General features: G+C 53.5%; 18 protein-coding genes and 2 pseudogenes. 6 read left to right on the forward strand and 14 right to left on the reverse strand.

Annotation, left to right across the window (positions count from 1 at the left end; translation table 11 throughout):
• Positions 1–73 precede the first annotated feature (73 nt).
• Positions 74–361: a co-chaperone GroES gene (gene groES, locus NLK58_RS05665; protein ID WP_011785505.1), complete on the reverse strand. Its 288-nt coding sequence runs from the start codon at positions 359–361 to the stop codon at positions 74–76.
• Between the two features lie 194 nt (positions 362–555).
• Positions 556–1,098, reverse strand: coding sequence for an FxsA family protein (locus tag NLK58_RS05670; protein WP_341582236.1), 543 nt, complete (start codon positions 1,096–1,098; stop codon positions 556–558).
• A gap of 211 nt (positions 1,099–1,309) precedes the next feature.
• Between NLK58_RS05670 and NLK58_RS05675 the strand changes: the two genes are divergently transcribed.
• From NLK58_RS05675 to NLK58_RS05685, 3 genes are all read left to right on the forward strand, one after another.
• The gene (locus NLK58_RS05675) at positions 1,310–2,071 is read left to right on the forward strand and encodes an SDR family oxidoreductase (protein WP_341582237.1); all 762 of its coding nucleotides are present in this window, start codon (positions 1,310–1,312) and stop codon (positions 2,069–2,071) included.
• A 121-nt stretch (positions 2,072–2,192) separates the two neighbouring features.
• A complete protein-coding gene (locus NLK58_RS05680; RefSeq protein WP_303285372.1) occupies positions 2,193–2,435 on the forward strand; it encodes a helix-turn-helix transcriptional regulator in 243 nt (80 codons plus the stop codon).
• Positions 2,425–3,609, forward strand: coding sequence for a type II toxin-antitoxin system HipA family toxin (locus NLK58_RS05685; RefSeq protein ID WP_303285373.1), 1,185 nt, complete (start codon positions 2,425–2,427; stop codon positions 3,607–3,609). Before NLK58_RS05680 ends, NLK58_RS05685 begins: the two co-directional genes overlap by 11 nt.
• Here NLK58_RS05685 and NLK58_RS05690 read toward each other — a convergent pair.
• From NLK58_RS05690 to NLK58_RS05700, 3 genes and pseudogenes are all read right to left on the reverse strand, one after another.
• A pseudogene (locus NLK58_RS05690) lies at positions 3,566–3,875 on the reverse strand (MGMT family protein). The gene NLK58_RS05685 and the pseudogene NLK58_RS05690 sit on opposite strands and share 44 nt — an antisense overlap.
• A 24-nt stretch (positions 3,876–3,899) precedes the next feature.
• Positions 3,900–5,264 carry an MFS transporter gene (locus tag NLK58_RS05695; protein ID WP_341582238.1) on the reverse strand — a complete coding sequence of 455 codons (1,365 nt, stop codon included), beginning with the start codon at positions 5,262–5,264 and terminating at the stop codon, positions 3,900–3,902.
• A gap of 78 nt (positions 5,265–5,342) precedes the next feature.
• Positions 5,343–5,825: a YajQ family cyclic di-GMP-binding protein gene (locus tag NLK58_RS05700; RefSeq protein ID WP_117617660.1), complete on the reverse strand. Its 483-nt coding sequence runs from the start codon at positions 5,823–5,825 to the stop codon at positions 5,343–5,345.
• A 177-nt stretch (positions 5,826–6,002) separates the two neighbouring features.
• On the opposite strand from NLK58_RS05700, the gene NLK58_RS05705 reads away from it, so the two are divergent.
• A complete protein-coding gene (locus NLK58_RS05705) occupies positions 6,003–6,974 on the forward strand; it encodes a response regulator (RefSeq protein ID WP_117617661.1) in 972 nt (323 codons plus the stop codon).
• A 307-nt stretch (positions 6,975–7,281) separates the two neighbouring features.
• Here the strand turns inward: NLK58_RS05705 and NLK58_RS05710 are convergent, their stop codons facing one another.
• The 9 genes from NLK58_RS05710 to NLK58_RS05750 all read right to left on the reverse strand — a co-directional run bounded on the left by NLK58_RS05710 (position 7,282) and on the right by NLK58_RS05750 (position 16,067).
• Positions 7,282–7,542 (reverse strand): DUF2442 domain-containing protein, encoded by a 261-nt coding sequence (locus NLK58_RS05710; protein ID WP_341582239.1) that lies wholly within the window; start codon positions 7,540–7,542, stop codon positions 7,282–7,284.
• A gap of 9 nt (positions 7,543–7,551) precedes the next feature.
• Positions 7,552–7,818 (reverse strand): DUF4160 domain-containing protein, encoded by a 267-nt coding sequence (locus NLK58_RS05715; RefSeq protein ID WP_053112549.1) that lies wholly within the window; start codon positions 7,816–7,818, stop codon positions 7,552–7,554.
• Positions 7,819–7,847: 29 nt separating this feature from the next.
• On the reverse strand, positions 7,848–8,861 hold the full coding sequence (locus NLK58_RS05720) for an AraC family transcriptional regulator (protein WP_341582240.1): 1,014 nt from the start codon (positions 8,859–8,861) through the stop codon (positions 7,848–7,850).
• A 140-nt stretch (positions 8,862–9,001) separates the two neighbouring features.
• Positions 9,002–10,213: an argininosuccinate synthase gene (locus NLK58_RS05725; protein ID WP_008171342.1), complete on the reverse strand. Its 1,212-nt coding sequence runs from the start codon at positions 10,211–10,213 to the stop codon at positions 9,002–9,004.
• A gap of 148 nt (positions 10,214–10,361) precedes the next feature.
• The gene (fliS, locus tag NLK58_RS05730; protein WP_341582241.1) at positions 10,362–10,760 is read right to left on the reverse strand and encodes a flagellar export chaperone FliS; all 399 of its coding nucleotides are present in this window, start codon (positions 10,758–10,760) and stop codon (positions 10,362–10,364) included.
• Positions 10,761–10,790: 30 nt separating this feature from the next.
• A complete protein-coding gene (gene fliD, locus NLK58_RS05735) occupies positions 10,791–12,200 on the reverse strand; it encodes a flagellar filament capping protein FliD (protein ID WP_341582242.1) in 1,410 nt (469 codons plus the stop codon).
• Between the two features lie 236 nt (positions 12,201–12,436).
• On the reverse strand, positions 12,437–12,886 hold the full coding sequence (locus NLK58_RS05740; RefSeq protein WP_341582243.1) for a flagellar protein FlaG: 450 nt from the start codon (positions 12,884–12,886) through the stop codon (positions 12,437–12,439).
• A 78-nt stretch (positions 12,887–12,964) separates the two neighbouring features.
• Positions 12,965–13,789, reverse strand: a complete 825-nt coding sequence (locus NLK58_RS05745) for a flagellin domain-containing protein (RefSeq protein ID WP_341582244.1) — start codon at positions 13,787–13,789, stop codon at positions 12,965–12,967.
• Positions 13,790–13,961: 172 nt separating this feature from the next.
• Positions 13,962–16,067, reverse strand: a complete 2,106-nt coding sequence (locus NLK58_RS05750) for a 6-hydroxymethylpterin diphosphokinase MptE-like protein (RefSeq protein WP_341582245.1) — start codon at positions 16,065–16,067, stop codon at positions 13,962–13,964.
• Between the two features lie 417 nt (positions 16,068–16,484).
• Here NLK58_RS05750 and NLK58_RS05755 point away from each other — a divergent pair, with 417 nt between their 5' ends.
• Both NLK58_RS05755 and NLK58_RS05760 read left to right on the forward strand, forming a co-directional pair.
• Complete coding sequence (locus NLK58_RS05755) at positions 16,485–17,690, forward strand: flagellin (protein ID WP_341582246.1); 1,206 nt, start codon at positions 16,485–16,487, stop codon at positions 17,688–17,690.
• A gap of 317 nt (positions 17,691–18,007) precedes the next feature.
• Positions 18,008–18,292, forward strand: a pseudogene (locus NLK58_RS05760) (transposase); the annotation flags it as partial.
• Position 18,293: the final 1 nt, after the last annotated feature.

Consider the following 18,293-nt stretch of genomic DNA (forward strand, 5'->3'; position numbering starts at 1 on the left):
CTATTCCTGTTCGTTAAACCGAAGTTGTTGAGTCAGTCGGAATAATGAGAGTTCGTGCCGGTCGCTTATGCGATCACTCAAGCACGCCGTAGATGTCGTTCTCGCTCATAATCAGGAGCTCTTCACCGTCAACCTTTACGGTATTACCGGCGTATTGACCGAAAACCACGGTGTCACCCACCTTGACCGCCAGTGCACGGGTCTCACCGTTATCGAGGATACGGCCATTGCCCACGGCAATTACCTCTCCCTGGGACGGCTTTTCCTTGGCGTTGCCTGGCAGCACGATGCCACCTGCAGTTTTCTCTTCTTCTTCCTTACGGCGCACGACAACACGATCGTGTAGCGGACGAATTTTCATTGCTCGGTTTCTCCAATAGTCAGATTGATGTGGCAATGACATTTGCTGTTGTAGGTCGGATTAGCGAAGCATAATCCGACAAATTGCCCGGCTGCTAACCACCTGTTTTTCAGAGGTTATAAGCCCGCAGCGAACTTGTGGTTCCTATGTGGGGTAGCAGGTAGGGGTTTTCAACACCCCGAGAGAAAAATTTTTCACTTTTTTTCGATCCGGTCGCGATCGGATTCCGTCTCATCCTGGTACTCGCCTTCGATAATGTCGCCGTTGCCGTCCCGATCAAACGGACTTTGCTGCCCGAACGGGTTTTCCCGGCCACCAAACGGATCCTGCCCGAAGGGATTCGAACCACCTCCGGAACGGAAATGGAAACTCCGGCTCCGGCCAGCCACCTCCATCCGCTTCAGCGCCTGGGCCGCCAGCCAGTGACGGGTTCCCGGGATCAGGCACAAAAAGCCGACGGTATCGGTGATGAACCCCGGCGTAAGCAGCAAGGCACCACCAACAGCCAGAATCAGACCTTCGGCAACCTCCCTGGCGGGTAGTTCACCACTGTTCAGACGCTGGTTGGCCTTCAACAGTGTTGCCAGTCCCTGCTGGCGCAAAAGCCAGGCGCCAATAACTGCCGTCAGCAACACCAGCCCCACGGTGTTCAGTACACCAATCATGCCGCCCACTTTGATCAATACCGCCATCTCGGCAATCGGCATGATAATGAATAAGAAAAGAAACACAGACATCGGGACCTCAGGGTCTGAACAGGAATTTCAGAAGGTCTGGTATACTCGCAGCCCTCAAAATGAGAATGCGGTCCGGCATTGTGAGTTAGCGCGTCACCGGGTAAGAGGCAAGGTGCGGGCCGCACACTTAAAAAACATTTGTCTCTGGTTTGCGTAGAGATACAGGCACACAGAAACTGCTGAACCTCATTCAATTTAGTTAGGGCAAAACATGAAACTTCAAGATTCCGTGATTGCGATTACCGGTGGCGGCCAGGGTCTGGGCCGTGCCATGGCTGAACACCTTGCCTCCAAAGGCACAAAAGTCGCGTTGATCGACCTGATGCCGGAAAAACTGGACGAAGCCGTCGCCGCCTGCAAAGCCGCCGGTTCAGAGGCAAAAAGCTACATTTGCAACGTGGCGAAAGAAGAAGACGTCGAGAAAACCTTCGAAGCCATCATCAAAGACTTCGGCCACCTCAATGGTCTGATCAACAACGCCGGCATCCTCCGCGACTGCCTGATGGTCAAAGCCAAAGAGTGCAAAGTTGAGCGGCGCATGGAACTGTCCCAGTGGCAGGCCGTGATCGACGTCAACCTCACCGGCGTCTTCCTCTGCGGCCGCGAAGCCGCCACCCGGATGATCAAGAACGGCGACCAGGGTGTGATCATCAACATTGCCTCCATCTCCCGCGCCGGCAACATGGGCCAGAGCAACTACTCCGCCGCCAAAGCCGGCGTCTCCGCCCTGGTTCCGGTCTGGGCCAGGGAACTCGCCCGCCACGGCATCCGCTGTGCAGGCATAGCTCCGGGCTTTATCGAAACCGAAATGACCGCCTCCATGAAACCGGAAGTCCTGGAAAAAATGATCGCCGGCATTCCGCTCAAGCGTATGGGCCAGCCGGAAGAAATCGCCTCGGCGGCGGCGTTTATCTTTGAGAATGACTATGTCTCCGGGCGGATAATTGAAGTGGATGGGGCTTTGCGGCTGTAATCAACCGCAACTCACCGGAAGTAATGCCAGATCAGGGACGAGCTGGCATTAAGCTAAAATACTTTACAAATCACAAAAAATAACCAATGATGTAAATTATTTTAGCCACTCAGAGCCCAAAATGGATTTCCAAACTCTCGGACACGACATCGCCCTGCACCGGCGGCAACAAGGAGTCTCCCAGCAGAAGCTGGCAGACCACCTGGGCATCTCCCGTGCCACCGTCAATGCCCTGGAAAACGGCCGGTCCGGCGATATTGGCATCCGCAAGGTTATGAAAATCCTGGACTACCTGGGAAAGGAACTGGCTATCCGGGACAAGTCTCCGTTCCCGACACTAGAGGAGCTGCGTGATGAGCGATGAACTCGACGTTCATGTACATCAGCGGCCTGCCGGGAGACTTTTCCGGGAATCTGGCGAATACGTGTTCAGCTATTCCGGACAAGCCCGTCCGGACGCGTTCGTCTCGCTGACCATGCCGGTGCGAAAGAAAGATTATACCCATCCACAGCTGCACCCTGTTTTCGAGATGCACCTGCCAGAGGGCTACCTGCTCGCCGTTATCAAAAAGCAGTTTGCCAAACTCACGGATACCGACGACTTCGGGCTTCTTCGACTGCTCGCGCCAAACATACGTGGCCGAATCGAATTCAACCCTGATGATCACCCCGGAGAGAGATCACTGAGCCTCGACACGCTCTTGCACTCTGGCAACCCCGATCTGTTCGAGGAACTGGTGTCGCGTTTTGCGCTTCGCTCTGCACTGAGCGGTGTGCAGCCCAAGGTCCTCGCGACACTGGAAAACAAGGCGACGCTTCACCTTGAAGACTACATTGTTAAAGCCTGGGGCCCGGATTATCCGGAGCTGGCCCTCAATGAATACTGCTGCATGCTAGCCTGCCAGAATGCCGGCATTCCCGTCCCTGAATTCTACCTCTCGGATGACGAATCCCTGTTCATCATGAAGCGGTTCGATCTGAAAGACAGCGGTGTGGCTCTGGGCTTTGAAGACATGTGCGTGCTTCAGGCAAAACAGCGGGAGGAAAAGTACACCGGCAGCTACGAGCAGATTGCCAAAACCATTAAGACCTTTGTGAGCGCGGAAAACAAAGCCGCCTCCCTGGAGCAGTTTTTCAAGATGATCGTCCTGAACAACATCCTGCAGAATGGCGACGCCCACCTGAAGAACTTTGGCCTGGTTTACGAAAGCATTGATGCCATCAGACTGGCCCCGGCCTACGATGTCGTTTGCACCACGGCCTACATCAGGCAGGACATCTCGGCCCTTACCCTTATGGGCAGCAAAAAATGGTGGCCAAGAAAGCATTTAGAGCGGTTTGGCATTCAGGTATGTGACTTGAGCTCGGCCAGAACGCGGGAATTATACGAACAGTGCCTGAAGGCAATTGACAAGGTTCAGCGCTATATCGAAGAACGGCTTTCACGAGCACCTGCCGGGGCAAAAGCCGACGTGCTGGATCACCTCCATACTCTCATTGCCACCGAAACCGCGACATCGAAACCCGCCCGTGAGTGACTTCTACACCCTCAGCTTCAAGCCGGCTTACCTGCTCCTGGTATTTCTCTGAACCCACGGGAAAAGCAATCTGGCCGTTACTGCGAATCACCCGATACCAGGGCACCGAATGCCCCTCTGGCAACTTACCCAACGCCCTTCCGATGTACCGCGCCTGCCGACCAAGCCCGGCCATCTCTGCTACCTGGCCATAACTGACCACCTTCCCCCCTGGGAACGGCCAATACCACTTGCCAGATCTTTTGATCTTTAGTCGGTTCAGACATCCCACGATCTCATTGAACTCGGGGTCAGATGAAAATGGGGTCAGATGAAAGTTCATCTGACCCCATTTTCATCTGACCCCCCTCTTTATTCCGAGGCGCCAAAGCGTCCAGCCGCTTTCCCTGGCGAATCATAAACATTGCCAGAAGAACCGCTGGCACACCCATAACCGCAGAGACCAGGAAGAACTCCGCATAGCCAAACCCGGCGACCACAATGCCGGAGAAACCACCGAGAAACTTGCCCGGTAACGTCATCAACGAGCTGAACAACGCGTACTGAGTTGCCGTAAACGAGGCGCTGGTCATGCTCGAAAGCCAGGCAATCAGCGCCACATTGGCAATACCGCCGCTCAGGTTATCGGCACTGACCACCGCCGCAAGCGTAATGAGATTGGGTGGGTACTGGGCCAGCAGAACAAACAAAAGGTTGGTTGCGGCGGTCATGATTGCGCCCAGCAGCAGAATACGCCGCACACCGTAGCGAACCACCATCACCCCCCCCAGCAGTGAACCCGCGATGGTCATGAAGAAACCGAAAATCTTGGTAACGTCCGCTACCTCGGTTTTGCTAAAGCCCATGAAGTCCAGGTAGAAGGGATTGGCCATCACCCCCATGGCGATGTCCGCAATCCGGTACACCGCCACCATCAGCAAAATCGCGATGGAAAGCTCTTTATAGCGGCGGAAGAAATCCAGGAACGGACCGGCAATGGCGGCATAGAACCAGCCGACAAGTCGCGCCAGCCGGGGATTGAGATGAGTCCGCTTGCTGGCCTCCTGCTCGATCTTGTGAGCAATGTCCTGGGCTGCGGCAAAGTGGTTCACCCGGGGTTCGCGCACAATCAGAACCGTGAGCACTCCAACGCCCACCAGAGCCGCCATCACCTCATAGGACACCTGCCAGGACCAGAACTCGGCCAGGTACAGGGCGCCGGCACCGGCCACCAGCAAGGCCAGCCGATAGCCAAAAATATAGGTGGCCGCCAGAGCGGCCTGGAGACGCTCGCCGGCAACCTCGATGCGGTAGGCATCAATGGCCACATCCTGGGTGGCGGAGGAAAACGCGACCAGCAGCCCGTACAGGGCCATCATTTCCGGTGCCGCGGTGGCATCCACATGAGCCATCAGGTAGAGGCCCGCGGCAATACCCACCTGGGCGAAAATAATCCAGCTCCGGCGTTTGCCCAGCAGTCTGTCCAGCAACGGCAGCTTCAGGCGATCCACCACCGGCGCCCAGAACACCTTGATGGAGTAGGTAATGCCAAGCCAACTGAAGAAGCCAATGGTGGCCGTTTCCACCCCCACATCCGCCAGCCGGGCGTTAAGGGTGGAAAACACCAGCAAAAACGGCAACCCGGCGGAAAATCCCAGGAACAGCAAGGCAATCACCTGCCAGCGGGTATAGGTGTAGAGCGTGTCCCGGATCAGGGTCAGGCGGGTGCCGGTTACGATGGTGAAGCCTCCGGATCAGTCGCGGAAATTGTTGAACTGCAGCGGGATATCCAGCTCGGCTTCGCGGAGCATGGCAATGGCGGTTTGCAGATCGTCCCGCTTCTTGCCGGTTACCCGAACCTTGTCCCCCTGGATACTGGCCTGCACTTTCAGCTTGGCGTCCTTGATCATCTTCACGATCTTCTTCGCCATATCGGTTTCAATGCCCTGCTTCAGCAGCAAATGCTGTTTTACCAGCTTGCCGGACTTGCTGTCGCCATCTTCCGCCAGAGCGCGGGCGTCGATTTTGCGTTTGGCAAAGGCCATGCGCAGCATATCCATCAGCTGTTCCAGCTGAAACTCCTGCTCCGCACTGATGGTAATACCCTTGTCATCGTGCTCGATATTCGCTTCCACGTTCTTGAAATCCCAGCGGGTGGCCAGGTCTTTCCTGGCCTGATCCACCGCATTGGTGACTTCGTGCATATCAATTTCTGAAACAATGTCAAAAGACGGCATGGTCGTTATTCTCCGTTACGCTAAGCGGGTATACTGAGGAAAAGCTGAAAGTGGGGTCAGATGAAAGCGTTCATCTGACCCCGGGTTCGCATTCCGCGCCCGTTTGATTTGCAGGGAATCATACCAATCTGCAGCTTATACCGCATCTGACAATGGACTGGTAAAAAGAAGATAACAATGCCGAATCTGGACCTTCCCATCCTCGTAGTAGACGACGCGAAATTCAGCAGTATGGTTGTTGGACGCACCCTGCGAAAGGCCGGCTATCGCGACGTACGCATCGTCAACAATGCACCGGAAGCCCTTGAGCTGATTGAACAGCGACCGGTGAGCGTACTTATCGCCGACTGGCTGATGCCGGAAATGGATGGGCTAGAACTGACCGACCAGGTTCGCCAGCAGGACGAGCAGAACAACCATTATACCTATGTAATCCTGCTCACCGCCCGGGAAAGCGTAGAAGCACTCTCAGAAGCCTTCGACCGCGGCGTGGATGACTTCATCTACAAGTCCGACATGACCAAACAGCTGATCCCCCGCATCTTTGCGGCAGATCGAATGGCAGACCGGCAGAACACCCTGCTGCGGGCCAACTCGCTGCTGATCGAGAACAACCGGGAGCTAGAATCCACCAACATCATCGACCTGGAAACCGGCCTGTGCAACACCAAATACGGCCGCGAGCGGCTGACCAGGATGCTCCGCCACGCCGAATCCCGGGGCGGCTGTTCCGCCTACGTGCTCTGCGGCATCCGGAACTGGCAGGAGCTGAAACGCAAGCACCCGCCCACGGTCATGGGCGAACTCGCCATCGGTATCGCACGCAGGCTAAGCACCCTGATCCGCCCCATCGACGCCCTTTGCCGCGTGGGCGACAACCAGTTCGCCATCATTGCGTATTTCCCGAACAGTGATCACTGCACCACCACCGCCTTCCGGCGCGTGTTCGACGGCATCAACCACAAAGCCCTGAAAACCACTGCCGGTTATATTTCCGTGGAGGCAGGCATGGTGCTGTGCAAGGCAAACGCCCAGAACGGCACGCCCTCGATACAGGATATGGAGCGGGCCGCAGTGCAGGGATTGGTGGATGCCTATGATACCCGGCGGTTTACCGAAACGGCGCCAGAGCTCGATGCAACGGCATAGCCTGAAATTGGGGTCAGATGAAAATGGGGTCAGATGAAAGTTCATCTGACCCCATTTTCATCTGACCCCCTCTTCACAGTCGGTAACACTGATACACACTTCACAAACAGACAGGCAGAAGCGGAAGACCTATTCTGCAATTGTGGATTCAAGCAGTATCCCCCATGGCGGAGGAGCCGTGCAGTACCTCCGCCGCCAAATGGGGAATGAGATCCACCGGATTAACGAATTTTTCAGGCACTTTCGTTCTTTCCTTGTTTTTTGGGTCAGCTTCCTAGCTGGCCTTTTTATTGTCTGCCTGACAAAGTTACCCTTCAGAAACTTTCAATAGAGCCGAGCGTTTTAACTCCTGCTCCACCGTCTCCGGGGCAATATCCTGACCATTGGGCCAGGTGATTGCACCATAGGTGATGCCTACCTGCCGGAAATAGTCGAGATTTTCCAGCTCACGAAAAACCCCTTTTTTCAGGTACGGCGACATATCCAGCACGCCTTCCAGGCCGTCAACACGCACCACCTTCAGCTTATAATTATCCAGAGGCTCAACACTCCTGATATCCCAATACATCGGCACCTCCTAGAGCGGAGCAACCCTGAAGGGTAGCTCCCCATGAACAGCCAAATCCCAGTCTACCAGCAATTCTTCCCTGTGAAGCTCAATCCATGCCTGAACGAGACGGAGCTGTTTTCTCGGTAGGGTACCGGCGAGCAACTCTCCATCATGCAGACTCACCGATGCTTCAAACTCTGCGTACCGAGCATGAATGTGTGGAAGATTGTGATGATTATTATCCAACAGGTACATTCTTATCAGAATGCCATAGAACATCGAGATTACTGGCATTTTTGCTCTCCTTGGCTTGCCATCCACATTCAGTTTTTACGAAAATCCCCCGGAGTCTGACCCATCACCGCCTTGAACTTGCGGTGGAAGGATGTCGTCTCGCTGTACCCCAGCCGGAAGGCGATATCGGGAATACTCATTTCGGTGTTTCGCAGGTAGTCTTCAGCCATCTGCTGGCGGACTTCATCCAACAGCTTCTGGTAGGACACCCCCTCCTGACCCAGCTTGCGTTGCAGGGTGCGGCTGGTCATACCCAGATCTTCAGCAATCATATCCTGCCGGGTGACTCCATCCGCAAGTTGTTTCTGAATACTCTGTTTTACCCGGCTGGTCAGATCCGTATCAGAATCCAGCAGGGCCAACTGTGATAACGCATGAGTTTCCAGGGTCTTGCGCAACAGCGGGTCTGGCTGGCGCAGGCGTGTGGACAGAAGACTCTGGCGCAGGATTACGCAGTCCTCTTCGGCACTAAATTCCACCGGGCACTGCCAACGCTCTGCATAGGCCTTCTCGTAATCGCTCCCCGGGGAGGAACGCCGAAGCTGTACCCGCAGCGGCGAAGCCTTCCGGTTATCCGCCAGCCAACGGGCATAGTTGATCCATGAGGCAAATACATTGTCCACTACCTGGGGCCATACCAGCGGATCCGTAAAGTTGCAGGTCCACACCAGAGACACTTCATCACCATTCATCCGCAGCCCCGTGGTGCCCATATCTCCCACCAACTTTTCATAGGGTGCAATTCGAGTGACAGCCTCTCCAAGCGTCACACAACTCATCGTTATGTAACCAAGCACGCTATAGGAGCCCGGCTGCACGTAATCACCGGTTTCCAGGCCGAGAATAGGATTACCCGTTGTTTCGGCAAGCAGGCGGATAAAGATTTGAAACTGCTTGCCGTTCAGGCGACCGTCACCGGCATCGAGAATGTTCAGCTCAAGGCCCGCTTTGCTGAAAAGACGGGTGGTATCAATGCCTTTGGCATCGGCGTAGCGAACATATTGGCGCAGGGCAGAGACGGAAGCGGTTCCGAGAGGGGGCATGGTGACTTAAATCGTTGTTGGCATTTTGTCGAAGAGTATAACCAAAAACGCCGGATTGTGGATGAAAACGGGGTCAGATGAAAATGGGGTCAGATGACTTTTCATCTGACCCCATTTTCATCTGACCCCAAGTTCACGCTCTAAAGCTTGCGGCCTTTGCCAGCAGCAATTCGCAGACGCAGCGCATTCAGCTTGATAAAGCCTTCCGCATCCTTCTGATCGTAAGCACCCTGATCTTCCTCAAAGGTGGCAATCTTCTCGTCGAACAGAGAATCCTCAGACTTACGGCCAACCACATCCACATTGCCCTTGTAGAGCTTCAAGCGAACAGTGCCGTTTACATAGTGCTGGGTCTGATCGATCAGAGCCTGCAGAGCCTCACGCTCCGGGGACCACCAGTAACCGTTGTAGATCACCTCGGCGTAGCGCGGCATGATGCTGTCTTTCAGGTGCGCCACTTCGCGATCCAGGGTGATGGACTCAATGGCACGGTGGGCACGCAGCATGATGGTACCGCCCGGGGTCTCGTAACAGCCGCGGGACTTCATGCCCACATAGCGGTTCTCGACGATGTCCAGACGGCCAATACCGTTGGCACCCGCCAGCTTGTTCAGGGATTCCAGAACCACGTGAGGCTTCATGTCCTGACCATCGATGGCAACAATGTCGCCCTTCTTATAGGTCAGTTCAACGTAGGTCGGCTCATCCGGCGCGGTTTCCGGAGACACACTCCAGCGCCACATATCTTCCTCGGCTTCCGCCCAGGGATCTTCCAGATTGATGCCTTCGTAGGAAATGTGCAGCAAGTTAGCATCCATGGAGTACGGGCTCTTGCCCTTCTTCATTTCCACCGGGATGTTGCGCTCTTCGCAATATTTGAGCAGCTTCTCGCGGGAATTCAGATCCCACTCACGCCAGGGCGCAATCACCTTCACACCCGGCTTCAGCGCGTAGGCACCGAGCTCGAAACGCACCTGGTCGTTACCCTTACCGGTAGCGCCATGGGAAATAGCATCGGCGCCGGTCTCGTTGGCGATATCGATCAGACGCTTGGCAATCAGAGGACGGGCAATGGACGTACCCAGCAGGTACTCACCCTCATAGATGGTGTTCGCGCGGAACATCGGGAACACGTAATCGCGCACAAACTCCTCGCGCAGGTCCTCGATGTAGATTTCCTTAACGCCCAACGCCTCGGCTTTCGCCCGCGCCGGTTCAACTTCCTCGCCCTGGCCGATGTCGGCAGTGAACGTCACCACCTCACAGTTATAGGTATCCTGCAACCACCGAACGATAACGGAAGTATCCAGGCCACCGGAATAGGCCAGCACCACCTTTTTAATATCAGACATGCCCTTGCTCCAGACTGAACAGAATGGATGTGTTGAAAATAAGGGCAGTATTGTACGGGAGAGCGGGGGGAATGGCTATTGGGCCGGAGCATGGGGTCAGTTGAAAGCTTTCATCTGACCCCTACTTCAGAGCAAGGAGGTCTAGGCCTCAAACAGCCTGCTGCTGACCAATAGCCTCTTCACGAATACCGTCCCAGCCTTCTTTGATCTGGCGTAGCAAGAACGCAACTTCGTCAAGTTTTGCCGGGTCATTGCGTAGATTCGCCTCGAACAGCGCCCTCTCCATATACTCATAGAGCGACTCCAGACGGGCAGACAGATCCCCTCCCTTTTCAAAGTCCAAAAAGCCGCGCAACCCAGCAATGATCTCCATCGCCTTACTTATCAGTTTTCCCTTTCCAGCGTAATCTTTGGCCTGCATACGTGCTTTGGCCATGTTTATGCGCTCAAGGGCACCATTGTATAGCAGCTGAATCAGCTTATGAGGATCAGCATCAGTAATGCTGGTTTGTGCATTGACACGCTGATATTGTTGAAGCCCATTCATAATGAAAACCTCTTTTGGCTCTGGCTAGAACTAGTTCTGATCATTGCTGGGCGCTATCGCACCCAGTTGCTGCGCTACATAGTTACCAGTACTCTGCAGCTGGGAAATAAGAGAATCCGCTGCCGAGAACTGTTTTACGAGTCGTTCCCGAAGGGTGTCCAGACGGAGATCCAGCTGATCCCGCTCATCCTGAATCTGGGAAAGCGTTTGATTAAGCCCGTCGGTTCTGGTGGACAACGTCCCGTTGCTGGAAAGAAACTGGGTCACCAGCTCCGTTGCACGCTCAGCGATGCCCCCTGCTCCACCCTCACCAGCGAAGAGGTTATTGACCGCTTCCGGATTGGACTCAAGCTGTTCGGTAAATTTGGCTTGATCAAAATCCAGTTTGCCAGTGCTCGGGTTGGTGGTTATCCCCGCATCTGCAAGAATACGGACGGGGGAACCCTCCATGTTTGCTGGCACAGAAGTAAGGATACTACGCAAGTCACTCTGAAGAGAACGCAGTGCGGAATCGCCGTTGAGAACCCCTCCCCTGCCGGTTTCGGCGTTATATCCCGAAACCTGCTTGATAGCGTCCTGTAACGCATTGAACTTGCCTACAAATTCTTGAACCCGTTCGGCCACGACCGTTGAATCCTGTTCAACCTTTATCGAAGATGTTCCCACCGATTTCAGATCAAATGTCAGGCCTTCAACCACCCCTTCCACCGTGTTGGTGGAACGGCTCACCGCTATGCCATTGATCTCCATAAGGGCATCTCTGGCCTGGACGGTTTCTTCCATGTTCGACGTGGTGCCGTCAAAGACAAACTGGGACAGACCACTGGTATCCGTCTGGTTTCCATCATCATCGGCTACAGAGACCTGAATGGCATTTGCCTGGCCCGACTCATCAGCCGTCATTACGAGCCTGAAGCCAGAGCCGGTATCCACAACACCGGCTGAAACACCTGCATTCGCTTCGTTTATCGCAGCAGCCAACCCATCAAGCGTGTTGTTGCTGCCATCAACGGTGATATCGGCGCTGACACCGCCGACGTTCAGAGTAAGAGTGCCCGTTCCCACAGTGGTGGTGTCACTGTCTGTGTATACACCAGGTGCGGAAGCAACCGACTGGGCCTGGGCAAGCTGCGTAACATTCAGACTATAGCTTCCACGGCCAGCAGTGGCTGGATCTACTGAGACTGTCGCAACGCCTTCGCTGGAAGAGCTACCGCTAAAAGCCTGAAGCCCGCCTGGCTTTGCCAGTGCATCCAGCGGAGCTTTGATACCTTCAAGAGAACTTTTTATCTTGCCGAAGGCGGAAAGCGCCAGCTCGGTACGCTGTTGCTTCTGATCAAGGCGCAGTTCAGCGGGCTTGCGGTCGGCATTGATAAGCTGATCAACCAGATCATTACTGAAAATGCCCGAACCTGCGCCTAAAGATGTGATTGAAGCCATAACGTGCCTCCTGAAAGGCTAGCGAACCTGTACTCTTGTATGTTTATCGGCATTGGGCGGCAAAACTTTGCCTCCTGAATGCCCTATATTTGTAACAGTCTGTTACTGCCTTGCCGGCCTAGTCGTTCTGACTGCCGACCAAACCTGCTCCTCCAAAGAGCAAAACACCGCCTGCCCCTCTCGGGTGCGGCGGTGCTGAATCCGTACTACTCAATCTGAAGCGATAGCAGCAAAACCTACACTTTCAGATTAAACAACGTCAGCGGTTCATCTTGCTGCAAGTTCTCTGCCAACCTCAACGCAACCTCATCCGGGATCTGCCTGATAACTTTTTGAGTCTCTTGGTCTACCACTCGGACCACCGTCTGACCCAGCTCGTTATCAACTTCGAACTGCAGATCTCTTTGGACATTTTGAACAAAGTCATTCAGCTTAGAAACAGCATCAGTCAGTTGCTCCCGCTGGGATTCACTGCGACTCCCAAGGACCTGAACCTTTGAAACCTGTGCTTCCTCAGGGACCGCTTCAATCTCCTGAACCCGCGCTTCCTGCCCACTGGGTGAGATAGCAAGTTGAGTAGAGGTATCCCTACCTTCCACCTGAGCTGACGCAAAGGCCCGAGAAGGCATTTGCTCACTGGAGCCTACCAGTTTCAGAGCCGGGCTGTTCAAGTTTACGTCATTCATGACTCACCTCACTATCCTCTAGCAGCTTTAGCCAAGCCTCGCTCCCGAAGCCTGGCTTTTACTGCGCCAGTCCCTTACTTATTGCAGGAGGGACAGAACCTGGTTTGGCCGAGCATTCGCCTGGGCAAGTACGGAGATACCGGCCTGCTGAAGAACGTTTGCCTTTGCCAACTTTGCAGTTTCTGATGCGAAGTCAGCATCCAGGATCCGGCTCTGAGCTGCGTTCGCACTTTCGATGTTGGTCGCCAGGTTGCTGATGGTACTTTCAAAGCGGTTCTGAATAGCACCCAAATCGGACCGAACACTATTAACAGTCGAAAGGGCCGCTGAAATGGTATCCAAGGCCGCAGACGCACCCGCAACAGTGCCGATATCTACCCCGCCCACACCCAAAGTCGCCGCGTCAGCATTCGTGGAAAAATCCACCTTAATAACCTGACCTGATTCAGCGCCAACCTGAAAAGTAACCGAATTGCTCAGGGATCCATCGAGAACATTCTGACCGTTGAAAGTAGTCTCATCGCTAATTCGAGTAATTTCCGAAATCCGCTGTGACACTTCGGCCTGCAGCAGCACCCTGTCATCATTAGAGAGCGAACCGTTGGCCGCTTGCACCGCCAGTTCCCGCATGCGCTGCAGGTTATCCACTGTCTGGTCCAGACCGCCTTCAGCTGTCTGCGCCATGGAAATACCGTCGTTTGCATTACGCTGCGCCTGATTCAGGCCGCGAATCTGCACATCAAATTTGGTAGAAATGGCCAGGCCAGCAGCATCGTCCTTCGCCGAGTTGATGCGCAGGCCGGAAGACAGACGCTCGAGCGCTTGGTTGGACAGGGACTGTGACTTGTTTAGCTGGTTCTGGGCAGAAAGTGAAGCTACGTTGGTGTTAATTCCGAGAGCCATGGTGAATCTCCTCGACCTTTCGCGTTTTGCATTTTCGTTGGAAGGACCTGCCACCGCTTCTTTAGCTGATGCGCCGCCCTGTTATCCTTGGTAGCGGCCAGCGCTCATATTCCTTTAATAAGATTTCAGGCTTTTATGTAACAAATTGTAATCGGCACACCTCTGACGCATATTATTCATAATCGGGTTCAGGATCCCAGATTCGCCGAGTTACCCATGGATCACGCTCAGGCACTGCATCGTCTAACAAGACTAAAGCACAATGGTCTGGCACTCGCTGCAAAAACTCGCTGAAAGCTTTTCGCCAATGACGTGCGAACTTGACTAGATCAGCGTCATCCGGGTGGGCTAGTCCATGACATAGACCAATCTGGAGAAATCGCTGCACAGTCCCGCTAACAAGCTGCCAACCTGCGTACTGGACGCTTACCGGCGAAGCGCGGCCACTGTGTTTCCCAACACGGTTGAGGTAGCTTCTGACCTGGTTTGCCGCTTCGACGAGATCGGCTCTGCCGTCCAACCGAGCGTGCTTTAGAATTGATAGAAGAAATTGCGCTGTTTCCTTTATCTCAATGACTACCGAAACAAACCTATCATATGAGTGCGCGGCTTCCAGTGTGCCGGTCTGTCGATTCAGAAAATCCGACAAAGAAAAATCTTTATCAACTACGAGGCGCTCAGTACATTCGAGAAACTCTGCCGAAGATAACCACTGAGTATCATCTATCGCTGCTCCATCAGAACAATTGAATACGCACAACTTCTCGTCACCTACTGCTTGCACGTGGGCAACGAACCCCTCCAAAGACCTCTTTGCAGAATAATAATCGGACCGAGTCAGAATGGAAGATCCATCCACCGCAGTAACCTGGAATGTCGGCCGACCAATCGTGGCTTTCTGTGACTTCTCACTCACTGACTTTTCAAAATCGGTCCTGGCAGTCTCACCAAAAACAGACAGCCTTGAGTGGTCTTTTGACTTGTCCCGATAACCATAATCTGTTCCAAAAAGAAACAGATTCCGGAAACCCATGGAGTACGATAGAGAGACTGCGGCGTTGGTGCAGGTTGGATAGCAAAAGCCAACACCGTAGTCAGAGAACCCTGTCAAAGCAGATGCGTGAGTAGAAGAAGGAAAGTAGAAAACAGTCTTTTCGAACAAAGATGTTATAAGAGGGTTAACTGCAATGTCGGCCACCAGAGTTATACCACTCAAATCATGACGCTCGCTAAGGTCTTCAAGCAGCTTATAAATTAAGTAGTCAGTATCAACCTCAACATGGATATCCGGGCAGAGGCCACTTTCCAGGAGGCCGCGCAATCCTGTGCCTGCGCTGACCAGCACCACGCTTTCCCGAACCCGGAGGATATCGTCCAACCGGTTGTCGATCGATGGCCCACTTCCAACGATGAGAACCGGTCGCGGGTCTGGCACCTGGGTTCCAGGCTGCAGGTACTTCACACCACTCTCAATATTGTGATAAACATTACGCAGATTCCGAACTTCAAAGTCATAGCTCGACCAGTTTGCCCCGAGAATGGGGATGTCCCTTTCCAAATCTTTCGCGATTCGAAAAAGGTCAACATTTGCAAGGTGGTTGTAATAAAGGGTGAGGTAAGGATAGAGGGGGAGAGTTTCTGCCAACTTCTGCCCCAACTGAACTCGAACATTTTCTTCCGAATTTACCGTTGCAATACTAAAAGATATTGCCCTGCCTCTCTTCCTGAACTTTTCACAGATGTTTTCCCAGTCAATAGTGAAGAGGGTCAGAGCAAAACGCTCTGCATCCGGCTCGAACACCACCGCATCGATGATGGAGGCATTATCGACCATATACTCAATATGGTATCCAAGCCCGCAACCCAGAAATACCATTGACGGGATGGCACGGCCACGAAAATAACCAGAAAAATTCTCCCGAGTGACCATTGAACCTCTGAAACACTCATGCAAGAAATGCCTAGCGAGCCGATTGCCGTCTCCTTTGATGGTGAATGGGGGAGGATAATTAACTAGTTTTTTTTCTTGAGAGTTTTCCTGAAGAAACTGCCTGGCTTCGCCAATGGAGTATTCCTTCGCCAACCCCCGGTATACTGACTGCCCTCGGTCAAGCAGGTCTACATCAGGCAAGCCAGGGGTCACCACGAGCTCCGCGTGATCAAGCTGTAAGTCAGAAAAGTACTCATATATTTCTGGTCGATATTTCATGAAATAAGCAAGATTGCGCTGTTTACGTTGGACAAATTGCGCCGCTATGTCCTGATCAGATTCGCTCATATTTTCCTGTCCTAGGCGGTTTTCAACTCTGCGCCACTTCTACGACCATGGGTTGCATAAAATGATATCGAGAAAACGGTATGATGGGGTAAAACCTAGCAGATGTTACCGCAAAAAGACTCTCGTATTCCTGCACCCTTAACCGAGCCCATCCTACTCTTACCAAGAATGTTTGCTACATCAACCAGGCGGCAAGTATCTTCCCCTGCTCAGCACTAGAAGCTCATTTAGACCTCCAAAAAAAAGCTCCAGTGATTCTTTTTTATTTATACTTCAATAAGTTGCTATATTTCATTGAAACTTGGCATGGGGTTAGCATCGTCACGATCAAAGCGGCAATTTCATGACTTTCTGTCGGCATGGTGCTCATAAGTAGGCGGGCACCGGGATACCGGCACCCTTAGTAGGAGAATCAACATGCCCCAGATCATTAACACTAACATTGCGTCACTGAATGCTCAGCGGAACCTCAATGCCTCGCAGAGTGATGCCAATACAGCCCTTCAACGACTGTCTTCCGGCTTACGCATCAACTCCGCTAAAGACGATGCAGCCGGGCTTGCCATATCTGAGCGTTTCGAGTCCCAGATTACCGGCTTGGGCATGGCACAGCGCAACGCCAACGATGGCATATCGCTGGCCCAAACCACAGAAGGCGCACTGGACGAAATTACCGCCAACCTCCAGCGCATACGTGAATTGTCAGTGCAGTCTGCCAATGCCAGTAACAGCTTATCAGACCGGGAAGCGTTGAATGCAGAAGTCCAACAACGAATCGCGGAAGTAAACCGAATTTCCGCGCAGACATCCTTCAACGGCTTGAGAGTGCTGGATGGTTCACTGCCCACGCAAACCTTCCAAGTGGGTGCGAACGCTGGCGAAACCATTGCCGTAGCCGGCTTGGACGCTCGAGCGACAGAGCTAGGCTCGTTACTTGGTCTTGCTCCCGGGGTTGCTAACGCCCCAGGCACGAACACCAGCCTTAACGAATTGTTCGAGGCAGGCGGAATCGCTGACTTCGAGATCACCTTGCCCCTATTGAGTGGCGGCACAGAAACCATTTCGATTGATGATGTCAGCACACTTGAGGGCGTTCTTGGGCAAATTAATGCTGCATCGTCGAGGACTGGCGTCACAGCAAACCTTGATCGTACAAACAATGGCTTTATCTTCTCAACAGAACTTGATGGAGAGATAGATAGCACTGCCCTAAGCGGTATCTCCATTAACGCAACCAATGCCACCATAGATGGAAGTGCCGTCACACTGGATGGTTTCCCTGCCAGTCCAGCATCGACAGAAGAATCAACCGTCAACGGTATCGACATATCGACACAAGATGGCGCCGACGAAGCCATGGTTAGCCTGAGCTTCGCAATTGATCAGATTAACAGCATCAGGGCGGATCTTGGTGCGGTACAGAATCGCTTTGAATCCACCATCGCGAACCTGGCAACAACTACCGAAAACCTCCAGGCATCCAACAGCCGGATTCGGGATGCAGATTTCGCCAAGGAATCCGCGGAACTTGCTCGCACTCAGGTACTGCAACAAGCAGGCCTATCAGTGCTGGCCCAAGCCAACGGCCGGCCGCAGCAGGTGCTTCAGCTACTGCAAGGCTAACGTCCAAACGTGCCTTACTCACGGTTCAGTCCGAGGGCGGGGCACATCTGTTTTATTTAGGGCAATAAACGCCTGAGCGTGATTCTCACTGGACTGCGGCACGTTTTCTCAGGATTCGCAGATCCATTGACCAACCCTGCCACGACGACAACCGGACCACTGAATGAGTGCACTACCCCAAGATCTGGACATGTTGTGCAAATTGGCCAAAAAGCATTTCCCGGTCAGAGCTCAAAGTCTAGCAGCCTGTCGGACTTAACCAAGCAGTATCGAAGTGAGATAATTAACACAACACGGGCCATAACCGGACTTCAATGATGGGACATTTTGTACTCGCTGATCGGGACACTGACTTCCTGCTTCCCCCTTCCATTCAGGATTGGTTGCCGGAGGATCACCTGGCCCGGTTTGTCGTTGAAGTGGTTGATCAACTCGATCTGTCTGAGCTCACCCGGCAATATACGGGGCGCGGTTCGCGGGCCCATCATCCTGCCGTATTGCTCAGCTTGTTGATTTATGGATACGCCACCGGCGTCTTCTCCAGCCGCAAGATTGAACGCGCCACCCACGACTCGATTGCGTTCCGTTACCTGGCGGCCAATG

This window comes from Marinobacter metalliresistant (assembly GCF_038098645.1).
In the GTDB taxonomy this organism is placed as follows: Bacteria; Pseudomonadota; Gammaproteobacteria; order Pseudomonadales; family Oleiphilaceae; genus Marinobacter; species Marinobacter metalliresistant.